This is a genomic window from Pseudomonas sp. GL_093 (assembly GCF_057837605.1).
The window spans coordinates 2,223,797-2,241,723 of the sequence record NZ_CM174448.1; the positions used below are offsets into that span (position 1 = coordinate 2,223,797).

At 58.7% G+C, this 17,927-nt stretch carries 15 protein-coding genes; 11 read left to right on the top strand and 4 right to left on the bottom strand.

Annotated features, from left to right (window positions below; all coding sequences use genetic code 11):
* The first annotated feature begins 86 nt into the window (after positions 1-86).
* Positions 87-2,006, top strand: coding sequence for an ATP-binding cassette domain-containing protein (locus AC3IUE_RS10020; RefSeq protein WP_056744292.1), 1,920 nt, complete (start codon positions 87-89; stop codon positions 2,004-2,006).
* Positions 2,007-2,072: 66 nt separating this feature from the next.
* Here AC3IUE_RS10020 and AC3IUE_RS10025 read toward each other — a convergent pair whose 3' ends face one another.
* Positions 2,073-2,510, bottom strand: a complete 438-nt coding sequence (locus AC3IUE_RS10025; RefSeq protein WP_008151425.1) for a universal stress protein — start codon at positions 2,508-2,510, stop codon at positions 2,073-2,075.
* A 104-nt stretch (positions 2,511-2,614) separates the two neighbouring features.
* Here AC3IUE_RS10025 and AC3IUE_RS10030 point away from each other — a divergent pair, with 104 nt between their 5' ends.
* The 7 genes from AC3IUE_RS10030 (at position 2,615) to AC3IUE_RS10060 (ending at position 11,067) form a co-directional block, all read left to right on the top strand.
* Positions 2,615-3,052, top strand: coding sequence for a hypothetical protein (locus tag AC3IUE_RS10030; RefSeq protein ID WP_033061927.1), 438 nt, complete (start codon positions 2,615-2,617; stop codon positions 3,050-3,052).
* A 539-nt stretch (positions 3,053-3,591) separates the two neighbouring features.
* A complete protein-coding gene (fadB, locus tag AC3IUE_RS10035; RefSeq protein ID WP_461997614.1) occupies positions 3,592-5,739 on the top strand; it encodes a fatty acid oxidation complex subunit alpha FadB in 2,148 nt (715 codons plus the stop codon).
* A gap of 29 nt (positions 5,740-5,768) precedes the next feature.
* Entirely contained in the window at positions 5,769-6,944 is a 1,176-nt protein-coding gene (fadA, locus tag AC3IUE_RS10040; RefSeq protein ID WP_223431984.1) for an acetyl-CoA C-acyltransferase FadA, read from the top strand.
* A gap of 99 nt (positions 6,945-7,043) precedes the next feature.
* Positions 7,044-7,280, top strand: coding sequence for a DUF1653 domain-containing protein (locus AC3IUE_RS10045; protein ID WP_123434309.1), 237 nt, complete (start codon positions 7,044-7,046; stop codon positions 7,278-7,280).
* A 114-nt stretch (positions 7,281-7,394) separates the two neighbouring features.
* Positions 7,395-10,028, top strand: coding sequence for a type I DNA topoisomerase (topA, locus tag AC3IUE_RS10050; RefSeq protein ID WP_008151419.1), 2,634 nt, complete (start codon positions 7,395-7,397; stop codon positions 10,026-10,028).
* A gap of 141 nt (positions 10,029-10,169) precedes the next feature.
* Positions 10,170-10,694 carry a DUF6586 family protein gene (locus AC3IUE_RS10055; RefSeq protein ID WP_046047843.1) on the top strand — a complete coding sequence of 175 codons (525 nt, stop codon included), beginning with the start codon at positions 10,170-10,172 and terminating at the stop codon, positions 10,692-10,694.
* A 139-nt stretch (positions 10,695-10,833) separates the two neighbouring features.
* On the top strand, positions 10,834-11,067 hold the full coding sequence (locus tag AC3IUE_RS10060) for a hypothetical protein (RefSeq protein ID WP_008151412.1): 234 nt from the start codon (positions 10,834-10,836) through the stop codon (positions 11,065-11,067).
* Between the two features lie 94 nt (positions 11,068-11,161).
* Here the strand turns inward: AC3IUE_RS10060 and sulA are convergent, their stop codons facing one another.
* Both sulA and lexA read right to left on the bottom strand, forming a co-directional pair.
* Positions 11,162-11,635 (bottom strand): SOS-induced cell division inhibitor SulA, encoded by a 474-nt coding sequence (sulA, locus tag AC3IUE_RS10065; protein ID WP_076030379.1) that lies wholly within the window; start codon positions 11,633-11,635, stop codon positions 11,162-11,164.
* A gap of 10 nt (positions 11,636-11,645) precedes the next feature.
* On the bottom strand, positions 11,646-12,254 hold the full coding sequence (gene lexA / locus AC3IUE_RS10070; RefSeq protein ID WP_007933171.1) for a transcriptional repressor LexA: 609 nt from the start codon (positions 12,252-12,254) through the stop codon (positions 11,646-11,648).
* A gap of 229 nt (positions 12,255-12,483) precedes the next feature.
* Between lexA and AC3IUE_RS10075 the strand changes: the two genes are divergently transcribed.
* The 3 genes from AC3IUE_RS10075 (at position 12,484) to AC3IUE_RS10085 (ending at position 15,110) form a co-directional block, all read left to right on the top strand.
* Entirely contained in the window at positions 12,484-13,191 is a 708-nt protein-coding gene (locus AC3IUE_RS10075; protein ID WP_007933170.1) for a TetR/AcrR family transcriptional regulator, read from the top strand.
* Positions 13,192-13,361: 170 nt separating this feature from the next.
* Positions 13,362-14,360 carry a beta-N-acetylhexosaminidase gene (gene nagZ / locus AC3IUE_RS10080; RefSeq protein ID WP_173860483.1) on the top strand — a complete coding sequence of 333 codons (999 nt, stop codon included), beginning with the start codon at positions 13,362-13,364 and terminating at the stop codon, positions 14,358-14,360.
* Between the two features lie 12 nt (positions 14,361-14,372).
* Positions 14,373-15,110, top strand: a complete 738-nt coding sequence (locus tag AC3IUE_RS10085; protein WP_489267075.1) for an S-methyl-5'-thioinosine phosphorylase — start codon at positions 14,373-14,375, stop codon at positions 15,108-15,110.
* Positions 15,111-15,231: 121 nt separating this feature from the next.
* Here AC3IUE_RS10085 and AC3IUE_RS10090 read toward each other — a convergent pair whose 3' ends face one another.
* A complete protein-coding gene (locus AC3IUE_RS10090) occupies positions 15,232-17,922 on the bottom strand; it encodes a DEAD/DEAH box helicase (protein ID WP_046047837.1) in 2,691 nt (896 codons plus the stop codon).
* Between the last annotated feature and the right edge of the window lie 5 nt (positions 17,923-17,927).

Genomic DNA, 17,927 nt, shown 5'->3' on the forward strand with positions numbered 1-17,927 from the left:
TCATGCAGAGTGTCGCGAAGGTGAAATTGCCGGCCTTCTGAAGCCTCAAGTCAGGTAGAATGCGCGCCCGGTTTTTGGAGAAGCTCATGACCCTGCTCAAATTCAGCGATGTGTCCCTTGCTTTCGGCGCTATGCCGTTGTTGGACAAGGTGTCCTGGCAGATCGCCCGTGGTGAGCGGGTGTGCATCATCGGCCGCAATGGCACTGGCAAGTCCAGCATGATGAAGCTCGTCAAGGGCGACCAGAAGCCTGATGAGGGCTCCGTTTGGCGCGCACCTGGCCTCAAGATTGGCGAATTGCCGCAAGAATTGCCGGTAGCCGACGAGCGGACCGTGTTCGACGTGGTGGCCGAAGGCCTGGACGGTGTCGGCGAGCTGCTCGCGCAGTATCACCACCTCAGCCAGAACATCGTCACCGACGCCGACCTGGACAAACTGATGCACGTCCAGCACGACCTCGAAGCCCGTGACGGCTGGCGTTTGCAGCAATTGGTCGATAGCACGTTGAGCCGTCTGCAGTTGCCGGCCGACAAGACCCTCGCCGAGTTGTCCGGCGGCTGGCGTCGTCGCGTCCTGCTGGCTCAGGCTCTGGTTTCCGAACCCGATCTGCTGCTGCTCGACGAACCGACCAACCACCTGGACATCGGTGCAATTGCCTGGCTTGAAGAAGCGCTGAAGGATTTCCAGGGCGCCGTGCTGTTCATCACGCACGACCGTTCATTCCTGCAGAACCTCGCGACCCGAATTCTCGAGCTGGATCGCGGTGGCCTGATCGACTGGAACGGCGACTACGCCAGCTTCCTCGTGCACAAAGAGGCCTCGCTGGCCGCTGAAGACACCGCCAACGCGCTGTTCGACAAAAAACTGGCCCAGGAAGAAGTCTGGATCCGCCAGGGCATCAAGGCTCGCCGCACCCGTAACGAAGGCCGCGTCCGTGCCCTCAAAGCCCTGCGCAACGAGCGTAGCGAGCGTCGTGAACGCACCGGCAAAGCCAACATTCAGCTGGATACGGCTGACAAGTCCGGCAAGCAGGTGATGGTCCTCGATAACGTGAGCTTCGCTCACCCGGGCGGCCCGTTCCTGATCAAGGATTTCTCGATGGTCCTGACGCGCGGCGACCGTATCGGTCTGCTGGGCGCCAACGGTACCGGCAAAACCACACTGCTGAAGCTGATGCTCAGCGGTCTGCAGCCAACCAGCGGCACAGTGGAAGAGGGGACGCGCATCGACGTGGCCTACTTCGACCAGTTGCGCCATCAGCTGGACCTGGAAAAGACCGTAATCGACAACGTTGCAGAAGGTCGCGACTTCATCGATATCGATGGTCAGAGCCGCCACGTGTTGAGCTACCTCGGCGATTTTCTGTTCAGCCCGCAGCGTGCCCGCACGCCGGTGAAGGCGCTGTCAGGTGGTGAGCGTGCGCGTCTGTTGCTGGCGAAACTATTCAGCAAGCCGGCGAACCTGCTGGTCCTCGACGAACCGACCAACGACCTCGACGTCGAAACCCTCGAGTTGCTGGAAGAGGTCTTGCTGACCTTCAACGGCACCGTGCTGATGGTCAGCCACGACCGGGCATTCCTCGACAACGTGGTCACCAGCACTCTGGTCTTCGAAGGTGAAGGCAAGGTTCGCGAATACGTCGGTGGTTATCAGGACTGGCTGCGTCAGGGCGGCTCGCCGCGCCTGCTGGGCGTGACCGAGAGCAAGTCCGGCAAAGCCGACCTGACCTCCGCTGTCGTGACGGCCGAAGCTGCACCAGTCGCTGCTGTCGTCGAAGCGCCGGTGGCGAAGAAGAAGCTCAGCTACAAGTTGCAGCGTGAGCTGGAAATGTTGCCGGGCCAGATCGAAGCCATGGAGCAGCAGATCGCTACCGTTGAGGCGCAAATGGCCGATGCCGGTTTCTATCAGCGTCCTGCTGCCGAGACCGCTGCAGTGATCGCTCAGTTGGAGCAGTTGCAGGCTGAGCACGACGTAATGGTCGAGCGCTGGGCCGAGCTGGATGCCTGATTGATCCTGCTATAAAAAAGCCCGGCGTTCAGTGATGATCGCCGGGCTTTTCGCAGGAGCTGTGGTTTAGCTTTTGATCAGGCGCACCGCGAGCACATCACAGGGCGCACCATGCAGCACGTCATTGGCAGTCGAACCCAGCAGCAATGCCAGGCCGTGTCGGCCATGGCTGCCCACCACGATCAGGTCGCAGGTTTGTTCCTTGGCCAGGTGGTGGATCTCCTGGCGTGGCTGGCCATAGGTCAGGTGGCTGTATTCCTTGGAGAGTTCCGGATACTTCACGATCAGTCGGTCCAGGCGTTCCTTGGCCTGATCGAACTGCTGTTGTTGCAGTTGTGACAGGTCCATGGGCACGTCGCCGCCAAAGGCCATGGCCATTGGTTCGACAATGTGCACCAGGGACAGCTTCGCCCCGTTGCTCACCGACAGTTCGCGAGCGCGGTGGATTACAGGATCGCACTCTTCGGTTAGATCTACAGCGACCAGAATGTGGTTGTAGGGCATGAGGTGCTCCTCCTGAGGGTTGCAATATTGGTAAGTATGGCTGGTTTCAAGCGCATTGTTTTCAAAGTGACTCAATGCGCTCATCAAGAATCGGGAGTACAGATATGACGGTCTGGATAGTGGTGTCAATCATGTTGGTGGTACTGAGCCCGCTGGCATGGTTGCGGCCGTCGCGCCACCAGAGCGGCCGCATGGCCCTGCGCATGGAGGCGCGACGCATCGGATTGGCGATGCAACTGGCGCCTCAGGAGTGGCCGCACTGGCTGAGCCAGGAGCCACCGAGCCCTTGCGCCCAGTACCATCGACCGCGGCGTGGCAATCGGCCGGCGTGCTGGAGTTACTGGCAAAAAGCGCCGGGTGTGTGGGTCAATCAGTGGCAGGAGGTCTGCGAGGAGCCTGCGTTGCTGATTCATTTCGAAAAGTTGCCAGACAACGTTTACAAGGTCGAAGCAGACAAGCAGATGATCACGTTGTATTGGGGCGAGAAGGGCGAAGCGACGGTTTTGCAGGATATTGATGCGGTGCTGAAAGCGCTGGCATAAATCGCGGAAATTTCGCGCTGCAATGGCGCGAAACGTCCGGCAGACAGGCAATAAAAAGCCCGACATCATCATCGGGCTGGAGTTGGCCAGGCAGGCCGGTAATTCTGTGTGGCGCTGATATTACGCTGGGCATTCGCCAAAAGCGTTCATGTTTTTTCCTCAAGTCCCGCCAGCGTAGCTTGTTAAACAAAGGCTGCAGCGAATTAGGGCGACTTTTCTAACTATTGATTCTATGAATGACCTCACATGCAGCCGCGTGTTGCAGGTCTTCGTGTTACGGAAATGACCGGAAAGTCGCGTTTCAACCCGTATTTTGGGCGATTGACAATTGTCGGAAATTCCGTGAAGGTGACGTACCCAAATCAAACGGGCGTATGAATTGAGCGTTTGTATTACAAGCCGCTCCTACAGAATCCCGACTATCGCGTTGGCGGGTGTGCCGGGTGGATAGGCGTAGCATTGACGTTAAACGTCCTTGCCAAGCCATTCGCCTGCGTCCGACGTGTACTGTTCAGCTTCCATATCGTGGAGATCAGTTGATGATTTACGAAGGTAAAGCCATCACGGTTAAGGCTCTTGAAAGTGGCATCGTCGAATTGAAATTCGACCTCAAGGGTGAGTCCGTCAACAAGTTCAACCGTCTAACCCTGAACGAACTGCGTCAGGCCGTAGACACCATCAAGGCAGATGCTTCGATCAAGGGTGTGATCGTCAGCAGTGGCAAGGACGTGTTCATCGTCGGCGCCGACATCACCGAATTTGTCGAAAACTTCAAGCTGCCTGATGCAGAGCTTGTTGCTGGCAACCTGGAAGCCAACAAGATTTTCAGCGATTTCGAAGACCTCAACGTCCCGACTGTCGCCGCGATCAACGGCATCGCCCTGGGTGGCGGTCTGGAAATGTGCCTGGCGGCGGACTACCGCGTCATGTCCACCAAGGCCAAGATCGGTCTGCCGGAAGTCAAGCTGGGCATCTACCCGGGCTTCGGCGGTACCGTGCGCCTGCCGCGCATCATCGGTGCCGACAACGCCATCGAATGGATTGCCGCCGGCAAGGAAAACCGTCCTGAAGACGCGTTGAAAGTCGGCGCAGTCGACGCAGTGGTTGCTCCCGAGAAACTGCAGGAAGCGGCCCTGGAGCTGATCAAGCGCGCCATCTCCGGCGAGTTCGACTACAAGGCCAAGCGTCAGCCGAAGCTTGAAAAGCTCAAGCTCAACGCCATCGAACAAATGATGTCGTTCGAAACCGCCAAGGGTTTCGTGGCCGGTCAAGCGGGCCCGAACTACCCTGCACCGGTCGAAGCGATCAAAACTATCCAGAAAGCCGCGAACTTCGGTCGCGACAAGGCGCTGGAAGTCGAAGCCAACGGTTTCGTCAAACTGGCCAAGACCTCTGCCGCGCAGAGCTTGATCGGTCTGTTCCTGAACGATCAGGAACTGAAGAAAAAGGCCAAGGCCTACGATGAAATCGCCAAAGAAGTGAAGCAGGCTGCCGTATTGGGTGCCGGCATCATGGGTGGCGGTATCGCTTATCAGTCGGCCTCCAAAGGTACGCCGATCCTGATGAAAGACATCAACGAGCACGGCATCGAGCAAGGTCTGGCCGAAGCTGCCAAATTGCTGGTGGGTCGCGTTGATAAAGGTCGCATGACCCCAGCAAAAATGGCTGAAGTGCTCAACGGCATTCGTCCGACCCTGTCCTACGGTGATTTCGGTCACGTTGATCTGGTCGTTGAAGCGGTCGTCGAGAATCCTAAGGTCAAGCAAGCCGTTCTGGCTGAAGTGGAAGGCAAGGTCAAAGAGGACACCATCCTCGCGTCCAACACCTCGACCATTTCCATCACCTTGCTGGCCAAAGCCCTCAAGCGTCCGGAAAACTTCGTCGGCATGCACTTCTTCAACCCGGTGCACATGATGCCGCTGGTTGAAGTGATCCGTGGCGAGAAGTCCAGCGAAGTGGCTGTTGCCACCACCGTTGCCTACGCCAAGAAAATGGGCAAGAACCCGATTGTCGTCAACGACTGCCCGGGCTTCCTGGTCAACCGCGTGCTGTTCCCGTACTTCGGCGGTTTCGCCAAGCTGGTCAGCGCCGGTGTGGACTTCGTTCGTATCGACAAGGTCATGGAAAAATTCGGCTGGCCAATGGGCCCGGCGTACCTGATGGACGTGGTCGGCATCGACACCGGCCACCACGGTCGCGACGTAATGGCTGAAGGCTTCCCGGACCGCATGAAAGACGACCGTCGTTCGGCCGTCGACGTGCTCTATGAAGCCGAGCGCCTGGGCCAGAAGAATGGCAAGGGCTTCTACGCCTACGAGACCGATAAGCGCGGCAAGCAGAAGAAAGTTGCCGATCCGTCGGTACTGGAAGTGCTCAAGCCGATCGTCTTCGAACAGCTTGAAGTCACCGACGAAGACATCATCAACTGGATGATGATCCCGCTGTGCCTGGAAACCGTGCGTTGCCTGGAAGACGGCATTGTCGAAACCGCTGCCGAAGCCGACATGGGTCTGGTCTACGGTATTGGTTTCCCTCCATTCCGTGGCGGTGCGCTGCGCTACATCGATTCGCTCGGTGTTGCAGAGTTCGTTGCCCTGGCTGACCAGTACGCTGATTTGGGCGCGCTGTACCACCCGACCGCAAAACTGCGTGAAATGGCCAAAACCGGCCAGCGGTTCTTCGGTTAAGCGCCCCCAACTAGAGTGAGAGTGAATATATGAGCTTGAATCCTAGAGACGTCGTGATTGTCGACTTCGGTCGTACTCCGATGGGCCGCTCCAAGGGCGGCATGCACCGCAACACCCGCGCCGAAGACATGTCGGCGCACCTGATCAGTAAACTGCTGGAACGCAACGTTAAGGTTGATCCGAGCGAAGTTGAAGACGTGATCTGGGGCTGTGTGAACCAGACCCTGGAGCAGGGCTGGAACATCGCCCGCATGGCGTCCCTGATGACTCAGATCCCGCACACCGCTGCCGGCCAGACCGTCAGCCGTCTGTGTGGTTCGTCGATGAGCGCTCTGCACACTGCTGCGCAAGCGATCATGACCGGCAACGGTGACGTGTTCGTGGTTGGCGGCGTCGAGCATATGGGTCACGTGAGCATGATGCACGGTGTCGATCCGAACCCGCACATGTCCCTGCACGCGGCGAAAGCCTCGGGCATGATGGGTTTGACCGCTGAAATGCTGGGCAAAATGCACGGTATCACTCGCGAACAACAGGATGCTTTCGGCGTGCGATCCCACCAGCTTGCTCACAAGGCGACACTGGAAGGCAAGTTCAAAGACGAAATCATCCCGATGCAAGGCTACGACGAGAACGGTTTCCTGAAACTGTTCGACTACGACGAAACCATCCGTCCGGAAACTACCCTGGAAAGCCTGGCGGCTCTGAAGCCAGCGTTCAACCCTAAGGGCGGCACCGTGACAGCCGGTACTTCGTCGCAAATCACCGATGGTGCTTCGTGCATGATCGTGATGTCGGCGCAGCGTGCACAGGACCTGGGCATTCAGCCTATGGCGGTGATTCGTTCGATGGCGGTGGCAGGTGTGGACCCGGCAATCATGGGCTATGGTCCAGTACCGGCCACACAAAAAGCACTGAAGCGCGCGGGTCTGGGCATTAACGATATCGACTTCTTCGAGCTCAACGAAGCTTTCGCCGCACAGGCCCTGCCAGTGCTGAAAGATTTGAAAGTGCTCGACAAGATGAACGAGAAGGTTAACCTGCACGGCGGCGCGATCGCCCTGGGTCACCCATTTGGTTGCTCCGGTGCGCGTATCTCCGGCACTCTGCTGAACGTGATGAAGCAAAATGGCGGCACCTTCGGGGTAGCTACCATGTGCATTGGTCTCGGCCAAGGCATCTCCACCGTCTTCGAACGCGTTTAAGCGTTTCGTTGAAGGAAGCCGGGGCCAAGTGCCCCGGTTTTTGTTTTTCTGAATTTATTTTTGTTTTTATTTTGAAAAGATTTGAGCGAGGGCCAAACCATGCCGATACAACCTGGGCTCTACCAACATTACAAAGGTCCGCAGTACCGCGTATTCAGTGTTGCGCGGCATTCGGAAACCGAAGAAGAAGTGGTCTTCTACCAAGCCCTGTATGGCGATTACGGCTTTTGGGTGCGTCCTTTGAGCATGTTCCTGGAGTCGGTCGAGGTTGACGGCGAACAGGTGCCACGCTTTGCTTTGGTGCACGCCGAACCGAGCCTTTTTTCCAAGCCATAAGCTGAGTGCGCGCAATACCCTGCGCTTGACCTCACCTTGTAGCCACTATATATAGCGGTGCCGCGTCAGGCGCCAACCGCCTTTCACTTCTAGAATTCAGGAATTTTCTGATCCATGGGCAAATCGCTGGTCATTGTGGAATCCCCGGCTAAGGCCAAGACCATCAACAAGTATCTGGGTAACCAATACGTGGTGAAGTCGAGTATCGGCCATATCCGAGACCTGCCCACCAGCGGTTCGGCTAGCGCCAGCAAAGAGCCAGCCGCCAAGCGCGGCAAGGCCGCTGCGGGTGAAGGTCCGGTGCTCACGCCAAAAGAGAAGGCGCGCAAGCAGCTGGTCTCGCGCATGGGTGTCGATCCCGATCATGGCTGGAAAGCCAAGTACGAGATCCTCCCGGGCAAGGAAAAGGTCATCGAAGAGCTGCGCCGGCTCGCCAAAGATGCTGACACCATCTATCTCGCAACCGACTTGGATCGCGAGGGGGAAGCCATTGCCTGGCACCTGCGCGAAGCCATCGGTGGTGACGACAGCCGCTACAAGCGCGTGGTGTTCAACGAAATCACCAAAAAAGCGATCCAGGAAGCCTTCTCCAAACCGGGCGAACTGGACATCGATCGTGTAAACGCACAACAAGCGCGTCGTTTCCTCGACCGTGTTGTGGGTTACATGGTTTCGCCACTGCTATGGGCCAAGGTCGCTCGTGGCCTGTCCGCCGGTCGCGTGCAATCGGTTGCCGTGAAGCTGGTTGTCGAGCGTGAGCGTGAAATCCGCGCGTTCAACCCGGAAGAGTACTGGGAAGTTCACGCCGACCTCGGCACCGCGAAGGGCGCAACCGTGCGCTTTGACGTCGCTCGCGAGAAAGGCGAAGCCTTCAAACCGCTCAACGAAGCCCAGGCCATGGCCGCGCTGGAGAAGCTCAAGGCTTCCAGCTACAGCATCGTCAAGCGCGAAGACAAGCCGACCAGCAGCAAGCCGTCGGCACCGTTCATCACATCCACCCTGCAACAGGCCGCAAGTAACCGCCTGGGCTTCGGCGTGAAGAAAACCATGATGATGGCCCAGCGTCTGTACGAAGCCGGCTACATCACTTACATGCGTACCGACTCTACCAACCTCTCGGTCGATGCCGTGACGATGGCGCGTACTTATATTGAAGGCGAATTCGGCAAGAAATACCTGCCGGAAAACCCGAACGTCTACAGCAGCAAGGAAGGCGCACAAGAGGCTCACGAAGCGATTCGTCCCTCCGATGCCAACACCGAGCCAAGCAAGCTGTCGGGCATGGAGCGCGATGCAGAGCGGCTCTACGAGCTGATCTGGCGCCAGTTCCTTGCTTGCCAGATGCTGCCGGCCCAATACCTGTCGACCACGGTCACCGTCGGTGCCGGTGACTTCGAGTTGCGCGCCAAAGGCCGCATCCTGAAGTTCGACGGTTACACCCGCGTCATGCCGCAAATCGCCAAGCCTGGCGATGACGACGTGTTGCCGGACATGGCTCAGGGCGACGCGATGAAGCTGATCAAGCTTGATCCGACCCAGCACTTCACCAAGCCGCCGGCGCGTTACTCGGAAGCGAGCCTGGTTAAAGAAATGGAAAAACGCGGCATCGGTCGTCCTTCGACCTATGCGGCGATCATTTCGACCATCCAGGATCGTGGCTACGTAGCGCTGCACAACCGTCGTTTCTACTCGGAAAAGATGGGCGACATCGTTACCGAGCGTCTGGCTGAGAGCTTCTCCAATCTCATGGACTACGGCTTCACCGCCGGCATGGAAGAGAACCTCGATGACGTTGCTCAGGGTGAGCGCGACTGGAAGAACGTGCTCGACGAGTTCTACGGTGACTTCAAGAAGAAACTCGAAGTAGCCGAAAGCGCCGAAGGCGGCATGCGCGCCAACCAACCGGTGATGACTGACATTCCGTGCGTGTTGTGCGGTCGTCCGATGCAGATTCGTACTGCATCGACCGGCGTGTTCCTCGGCTGCTCGGGCTACAGCCTGCCGCCGAAAGAACGCTGCAAGGCCACCGTCAACCTGGTGCCGGGCGATGAAATCGCGGCGGACGACGAGGGTGAATCGGAATCGCTGGTGCTGCGTGGCAAGCATCGCTGCCCGATCTGCAGCACGGCGATGGACGCATACCTGCTGGATGAGAAGCGCAAGCTGCACATCTGCGGTAACAACCCGGATTGCTCAGGTTACGAAATCGAAGAGGGCACATATCGCATCAAAGGCTACGAAGGTCCGAGCCTGGAATGCGACAAGTGCGGCAGCGAGATGCAGCTCAAGACCGGCCGTTTCGGCAAGTTCTTCGGTTGCACCAATGCGACCTGCAAGAACACCCGCAAACTGCTGAAAAGCGGTGATGCAGCACCGCCGAAGATGGATCCGGTGAAGATGCCTGAGCTGAAATGCGAAAAGGTCAACGACACCTACATCCTGCGCGATGGTGCTTCCGGCCTGTTCCTGGCGGCCAGTCAATTCCCGAAAAACCGCGAGACGCGTGCTCCGCTGGTCATGGAAATTGTGCCGCACAAGGATGAGATCGATCCGAAATACCACTTCCTCTGCGAAGCGCCGAAGAAAGATCCGGACGGCCTGCCTGCTGTGATCCGTTACAGCCGTAAAACCAAAGAGCAGTACGTACAGACTGAAGTCGACGGTAAGCCGACTGGCTGGAAGGCGTACTACGACGGCGGCAAGTGGACGGTTGAAGACAAGCGCCCGGCGAAGACCGCCAAGGCTTAACAGGCGCTGTACTGAAAAGGCCGCATGACAACCCTCGGGTTTTCATGCGGCCTTTTTGTTTTGTGCTTGCGGGAAGCGGAGCTGATCCACGACACTGTCTGACCTGCGTGAAGCAATTATTTCGTTGTGGAGGCTGCCGTCATGGCCCACGAACTCTATACCCGTACCAACCAGAAGATTTACTTCGCCGGCTTGTCGCTGGAAGCGCTCGCCAGAGCCGAAGAGGGGCGGGCGATGAACTCCCTGGCGCTGATTCAAGCCGGACGCGAGTCGGCCCTGTTTCATTTGTACGGTGCGCTGCTGGGGCTGTGCCATGAAATCGCCGGTTTCTATCGCTTGCCTCAGGCCAATGCGCCTCGGGCCGAGTTGTTGCTGACGCGCGAAGTGCTTGAAGCTATCGCGATTCCGGAAATGGCCGAAATGGTCGAGTTGGCCAATAATTCGGAAACCTGGCTGGCCAAACTGCTTGCGGCCCACGCTGCGCTGTTTCAGCCGCCACGGGCGCCGCACAAGCCTAAGGGTGACGTGACGCAGCCGCTGATCCTGGCCGTTAACCTGGATGAAGAAGAGGCTCCTCAAGAGCTGAGCCGGGAAGAGCTGGAGAGCTGGCGTCAGAACCTCAAGGGGCTGGCGATTCGGTTTCGCGAAGGCCTGAACGAGTGTTGAGGGAAGGATGACCCGATGGGTTGTCCGCTCAGGGATGAGTGCTAGCAGATATTTCTTCGCAATGACATCCGGTCAAGTTACCGAGCGAAGCCTGGCCGATGCCTATATAATCCCCGCCTTTCGTGGAGAACAGACCTTTATGCCAACGTCCTTTCTAGAAATCGTCGAGTTACCAGACGGCCGTATTGAGCTGCGCAGGGCTGAGGACGAGGGTTCTCTGGTTACTTTGGATTTCTCCGAGGATGCCAAAGCGTTCCTGCAGGGCCAGCACGTGGAAGTCGCCAAGGCGATGTTGAGCGTCGGCGTTCAGATGGCCGGACGCTTGGTTGAAGGCGATTTCAATACGGACGAGGCGTCTCGGGTTCTTCATTGATCCCGCCCGTCGGTTTTTTGCTGATATCGCTACAGGTTGGCTTCTCTTTCCTTGGAGAAGCCCCGCGCTGTTCAGCGCGCGCATTGTTTGTCAGTTAACCCAATCGAATATTCAGGCTTTGTGCGTCCCCGATCCGGGCGGCGCTGATCAACTGTTGCCGTGAGGTTGTGCTCAATGGGTTGAGCCAACTGACTACCGTGTGACTACGGCCCAGGCGCAAGGCCTCGCAGGTCAACTGCTGAGCGCTCTGAGTGCCGCGCGGTTGCAGCAGCAGGATGCGTTCGCGGTTAAGGCCGGCGTCCCGCAACCAGGCCTGGGTCAGGCTGGCGGGCGGCGCGATCAGCGTCAGCCAGCGCGCGTCCTGGTCCTGACTCAATTCCCTGAGAATCGGCGCAAGAAGGTTCAGGCAGTTCCCGGCTGCACCACGCAGCGACAGCTCACTGAAGACTTCGGGCTCGGTGCTCCAGGGGGACTCGACCACGTCTTTCAGGATCGGCGCCAATGGCTGCACCATGAAAGCCTCGAACAACGGCAGTTGGGCTTGCTGTGATGTGTGTGGGAACTGCATAAAGCCTCCTTTAGCGGCGAATGACGCCGACACTCAAGCCTTCGATCACCAGTTCCTGATCTTTCAGGTTCACTTCGATAGGGGCGAATTCAGGGTTTTCGGCAATCAGCCAGACTTTGCTACCATCGCGCTTGAAACGCTTGACGGTCACTTCGTCGCCGATCCGCGCTACTACGATCTGGCCGTTGCGGGCTTCGCGGGTGGTGTGCACTGCCAGCAGGTCACCGTCGAAAATGCCCACGTCCTTCATGCTCATGCCATGAACCCGCAGTAGATAGTCGGCGCGAGGATGGAAGAACGACGGGTTGATGTTGCAGGACTCTTCGATGTGCTGCTGGGCGAGGATCGGAGCACCGGCAGCCACTCGGCCAATGATCGGCAGGGTGGATTCGTCGGCCTTGGCTTCGAAGCCGGGAATGCGAATGCCACGGGAAGCACCGGGCGTCATCTCGATCGCACCCTTGCGGGCCAGCGCCTTGAGGTGTTCTTCCGCAGCGTTGGGCGACTTGAACCCCAGTTCCTGAGCGATTTCCGCGCGGGTGGGCGGGTAGCCGTTGTCTTCGAGGCAGCGTTTGATGAAGGCCAGAATCTCTGCTTGGCGTGGCGTCAGCTTTAGCATATTGATCGCTCTGTCTTTTTATACAGTGACTGGGATTATATACAGTGAAACGGTCTTGGCAATGCCCCTTTTTTTGCCGGCCGCCAGACGGTCGATGAGCCTGCTGATTCAAGCTTGAGAGTTGTATGGTTAAATAGGTGACCGACCATTCCCAAAACGAACCGTCAGGCTTGACAAGGCCTGGGCTGAAACGTATGTTTCAAACAAGTGTTTGTCAGGCGGAGTAGCCATGGCCCAGTCGGAAACCGTTGAACGCATTCTTGATGCTGCCGAGCAGTTGTTCGCGGAAAAAGGTTTTGCTGAAACCTCATTGCGTCTGATCACCAGCAAGGCCGGTGTCAATCTGGCGGCGGTGAACTATCACTTCGGCTCGAAGAAAGCGCTGATCCAGGCAGTTTTCTCGCGCTTTCTCGGGCCGTTCTGCTTAAGCCTTGATAAAGAGCTGGAGCGGCGTCAGGCCAAGCCGGAGAACAAGCCGACGCTTGAAGAGCTGCTGGAAATCCTCGTCGAGCAAGCCCTGGTGGTGCAACCACGCAGCGGCAACGATCTGTCGATTTTCATGCGCTTGCTGGGTCTGGCTTTCAGTCAGAGCCAAGGGCACTTGCGGCGTTATCTGGAAGACATGTACGGCAAGGTGTTCCGCCGTTACATGATGTTGGTCAACGAAGCTGCACCGCGTATTCCGCCGATTGAGCTGTTCTGGCGCGTGCACTTCATGCTCGGCGCCGCTGCGTTCAGCATGTCCGGTATCAAAGCCCTGCGCGCAATTGCCGAGACCGACTTCGGTGTGAACACCTCGATCGAGCAAGTAATGCGTCTGATGGTGCCGTTCCTGGCAGCGGGCATGCGCGCCGAAACCGGCGTGACCGATACGGCCATGGCCACCGCGCAGTTGCGTCCACGCAGCAAATCAACCCCGGTTGCCGCCAAGGTTTAACCGCGCACGGGTGGGCGCGGCAGCTGACATCCGCTAAGCTAGCCGCCCATGCCGACTCTCGTTCTGAACCCGCTCCCCATTTGTATCGCCGACCTGCCGGGCATAGCCCATGGCGGCGATTGCGTGCGGGCCGGGTTTATCGTTATCAAGGAATCTCTATGACTGCTGGCCTGCAAGGCTCGTTGATGGTGGACGTCGCCGGTACCTGGCTGACGGCTGAAGATCGCCAATTGTTGCGCCAACCCGAAGTGGGCGGTCTGATCATTTTCGCCCGCAATATCGAACACCCGCGCCAGGTGCGCGAGTTGAGCGCCTCAATCCGCGCCATTCGCCCCGATCTGCTGCTTGCAGTCGACCAGGAAGGCGGCCGGGTTCAGCGTTTGCGTCAGGGCTTCGTACGACTGCCAGCCATGCGCGCCATCGCTGACAACCCGAATGCCGAGTACCTGGCCGAACAGTGCGGCTGGATCATGGCCACTGAAGTGCTGGCCGTCGGCCTCGATCTGAGCTTCGCTCCGGTGCTGGACCTCGACTTCCAGCGCAGCGCCGTGGTCGGTACCCGTTCATTTGAAGGTGATCCCGAGCGTGCAGCGTTGCTGGCGGGTGCCTTCATTCGCGGCATGAACAGCGCCGGCATGGCTGCCACCGGCAAGCACTTTCCCGGTCACGGCTGGGCCGAGGCCGATTCCCACGTTGCGATCCCTGTTGATGAGCGCAGCCTCGACGAAATCCGCGCCAATGACTTGGTGCCGTTCGCCCGACTGAGCAAGCAATTGGCCGCGGTCATGCCGGCCCACGTGATCTATCCACAAGTCGATTCCCAGCCTGCCGGCTTCTCCCGCCGCTGGTTGCAGGACATCCTGCGTGGCGAGCTGCAATTTGACGGCGTGATCTTCAGTGATGACCTGTCCATGGCCGGCGCCCACGTGGTCGGCGATGCTGCCAGCCGTATCGAAGCGGCGCTGACGGCCGGTTGCGACATGGGCCTGGTGTGCAACGATCGTGCGGCCGCTGAATTGGCCCTGAGCGCCGCCCAGCGACTGAAGGTCAAGCCGTCCGAGCGCATCGCGCGGATGCGTGGCCAGTCATACGCCAGCACTGAATACCGTCAAGACCCGCGCTGGCTGACAGCCGTGGGCGCCCTCAAAGATGCTCAACTGATTGATTGAGGACTTTTCGTTATGACGGTTTACGCGATTATCGGCGGCACCGGCCTGACTCAACTCGAAGGTCTGAGCATTCGTCAGTCACTGGCGGTGGACACGCCGTACGGCGCGCCTTCGGCTGAAGTGCAGATCGGCGAGTACGCCGGCAAGGAAGTGCTGTTTCTTGCGCGCCACGGTCATCCTCACCGTTTTCCGCCGCATCAGGTGAACTACCGCGCCAACCTCTGGGCGCTGAAACAGGCTGGCGCCGAAGCGATTCTCGCGGTCAACGCAGTGGGTGGGATTCATGCCGTGATGGACACCGGATATTTCTGCGTACCGCATCAATTGATCGACTACACCAGTGGTCGCGAACACACCTATTTCGCCGATAATCTCGAACACGTTACCCACGTCGATTTCAGCTATCCCTACAGCGAAGCCCTGCGTCAGCAGCTAATCGCGGCATTGGCGGCTGAAGGTGTTGGTTTTGCCAGTCAAGGCGTGTACGCCTGCACTCAAGGGCCACGACTGGAAACCGTCGCTGAAATCGCCAGGCTGGAGCGCGACGGATGCGACATCGTCGGTATGACCGGAATGCCGGAGGCGGCATTGGCTCGTGAGCTGGAACTGGATTACGCCTGTCTGGCGCTGGTAGTAAACCCGGCAGCGGGCAAGTCGACGGCAGTGATCACCATGGCCGAGATCGAGCAAGCGCTGCATGACGGGATGGGCAAGGTGAAGTCGACGTTGGCTCGAGTGCTTAAAGGCTGATCAATCGTTAAACCGAGTTGACCCTTTCGCGAGCAGGCTCGCTCCCACAGGTACAGTGATCACCTGTGGGAGCGAGCTTGCTCCGGGCGGCGTTCCGACGATGACGATTTAGTAATCGCCGCTATTTTTCCAACTTGTCCGGCAGCGGCGCAAACAACGCTTCAATATCATCACTCTGCAACTTCCAGTCCCCGGTCTTGCGTCCATCCAGCACACCAGCCGCCAAGTCGGATTTTTCCTTCTGCAGATGCTGAATCTTCTCTTCCACCGTGCCCCTGGCAATCATCTTGTAGACGAACACCGGTTTTTCCTGACCAATGCGGTACGCCCGGTCAGTCGCCTGATTTTCCGTCGCCGGGTTCCACCATGGATCGTAGTGAATCACCGTGTCGGCTTCGGTCAGGTTCAGGCCGACGCCACCTGCCTTCAGACTGATCAGAAAGATCTGACGCTTGCCGCTCTGGAAGTCTTTTACCGGGGCGCGTCGGTCGCGGGTCTGCCCGGTCAGCAGCGCATAATCGACTCCGCGTTTTTTCAGCTCATCTTCAATCAACGACAGCATCGAAGTGAACTGCGAGAACAACAGAATCCGCCGGCCTTCATCGAACAATTCCTCAAGCATTTCCATCAGGCTGTCGAGCTTGCCTGAGGTGCTGCCGCGAGTGGGCAGGGTGGCATCGTTGACCAGGCGCAAATCGCAGCAGACCTGACGAAGCTTCAGCAGCGCCTCAAGAATGATGATCTGGCTGCGCGCCACGCCCTTGCGGGTGATCTCGTCGCGGACTTTCTTGTCCATCGCCAGGCGCATGGTTTCGTACACGTCGCGCTGGGCTTCGTTGAGCTCGACCCAATGGATGATCTCGGTTTTCGGCGGCAACTCGGTCGCCACCTGTTCCTTGGTTCGACGCAGCAGGAACGGTTTTATCCGGCCGTTGAGGTGCTGAAGTCGTACTTCGCTGGCGCGCTTTTCGATCGGCACGCGGTAATCGCGGTTGAAGCTTTTCACGTCACCCAGCCAGCCGGGCAGCAGGAAGTGAAACAGTGACCACAGTTCGCCGAGGTGGTTTTCTAGCGGTGTGCCGCTCAGGCACAGACGCTGACGGGCATTCAGCTCGCGGGCAGCATGGGCGGCCTTGCTGTTGGGGTTCTTGATGTATTGCGCCTCGTCCAGAACCAGTACGTGTAATGGCTGCGCGGCGAGACGTTCGACGTCCTTGGGCAGCAGCGCATAGGTGGTCAGGATCAGGTCGTAATCGGCCAGCGTGTCGAAATGCTTTTTGCGACTGGCGCCGTACAGTGCCAGCACTTTGAGTTGCGGCGTGAAGTGCGCCGCTTCATCCAGCCAGTTGGGGATCAGGCTGGTGGGCATCACCACCATGCACGGCCGATCGAGGCGTCCGGCGTTCTTCTCACTGAGAATGTGCGCCAGGGTCTGTAGGGTTTTGCCCAGACCCATGTCGTCCGCGAGAATCCCGCCGACTTCCAGTTGCCGCAACGACTGCATCCAGCTCAAGCCTTCCAGCTGATAGGGGCGCAAGGTCGCGTTCAAGCCTTCCGGTGCGGTCGCGGTGAAGTCCTTGATGTCCCGCAGCCGTTGGGCAAAGGTGCGAATTTGCTCGCCGCCTTCCCAAAGCAACGGCAGGTCTTCCAGCGGATTCAGGCGCGTGGCATCGGCCTTGCTCAGGCGCAGCGTCGTTTCGCCGGGTCCTTGCAGGTAGAACTCGCCGAGGGTCGCCAGCACCGGTTTCAATCGGCCGAAGGGCAGGGCGACTTGCAGCGGGCCGTACTCAGAGTTCGGGCGATTGGGAATGTTCACCAGGATCAACTCGTCGTCGCGACGTCGGGCGAGGCGTTCTGGATTGAGGATCTCGGTGTGAGAGCGCATCAGGTTGAGCAGGATCGGTAGCAGACTCAGGCGCTCGCCGTTGACGATGATCCCCAGTTCCAGATCGAACCAGTCGCGCTCCGGTGCCTGTTCGACGGTGGCGTACCAATCGTCAACGGCAGTCAGGTCGAAACCGAAGTCTTCGTCGATCTGCAACTCCCAGCCCTGGGTGCGCAGCTTCGGCAGCTCATTGAGGGTGAAGGTCAGCCAGGCGCTGTCGTTGACCATCTCGAACAGTTCGCCCGCACTTTCCGGCAAGGCCTTGCTTTGCCGGGTTGCGACTTTGAAGCCGAGGATTCGTAGCTGTTCCCTGTAGGTCTGTTCGACTTCCGGGTGACGTTTTATCCGAAGCGTCTGGGTTTCCTGACGAATCAGGATGTCAGCGTTCTTCTGCCCGGAAACGTATTCATCCAGATAGCTGAAAGACAGCGCTGCGCGATGCTGAATATAACGCTGCATCTTGCCGTTGCGCGGTTCGAAGGCGCTGAACTCGATGCTCGCCAGCCACAGGCGCGGTACCGGTTGCACGTTATCCACCAGCACTTGTGGCGGCGCCTTCGGGCTGCGGTTTTCCAGTACGGCTTGAAGTTTCTCGAGTAGCTCGGCGTCTTGCGCCGCAGCGGGGTAGGCCAGGGTTTCCTGCACTTTCAGCAGCACTGCCGCGCAGTGCTTGCAGTTGCTGTGGACCGGGCAGGTGCAAGTGGCATCGATCATCAGCAACGTGGCTTTGGCTGACTCGCGCAGGCGAATGGTCTGACGGTAAACGTTACCGCCAGAGCCCTCGCAGGCGGCAATGATCGTGGCGTCGCCAGCCTCGACGATCCTGACGCGGTTCTCCAAAGCGTAGCGACGGCCACGCTCCAGGCTCTGTTCCTTGAATCGGCTGACCCAGGAAGGTGCCAGGGGTTTGCTCAGGGTCGGGGGCATAAGGA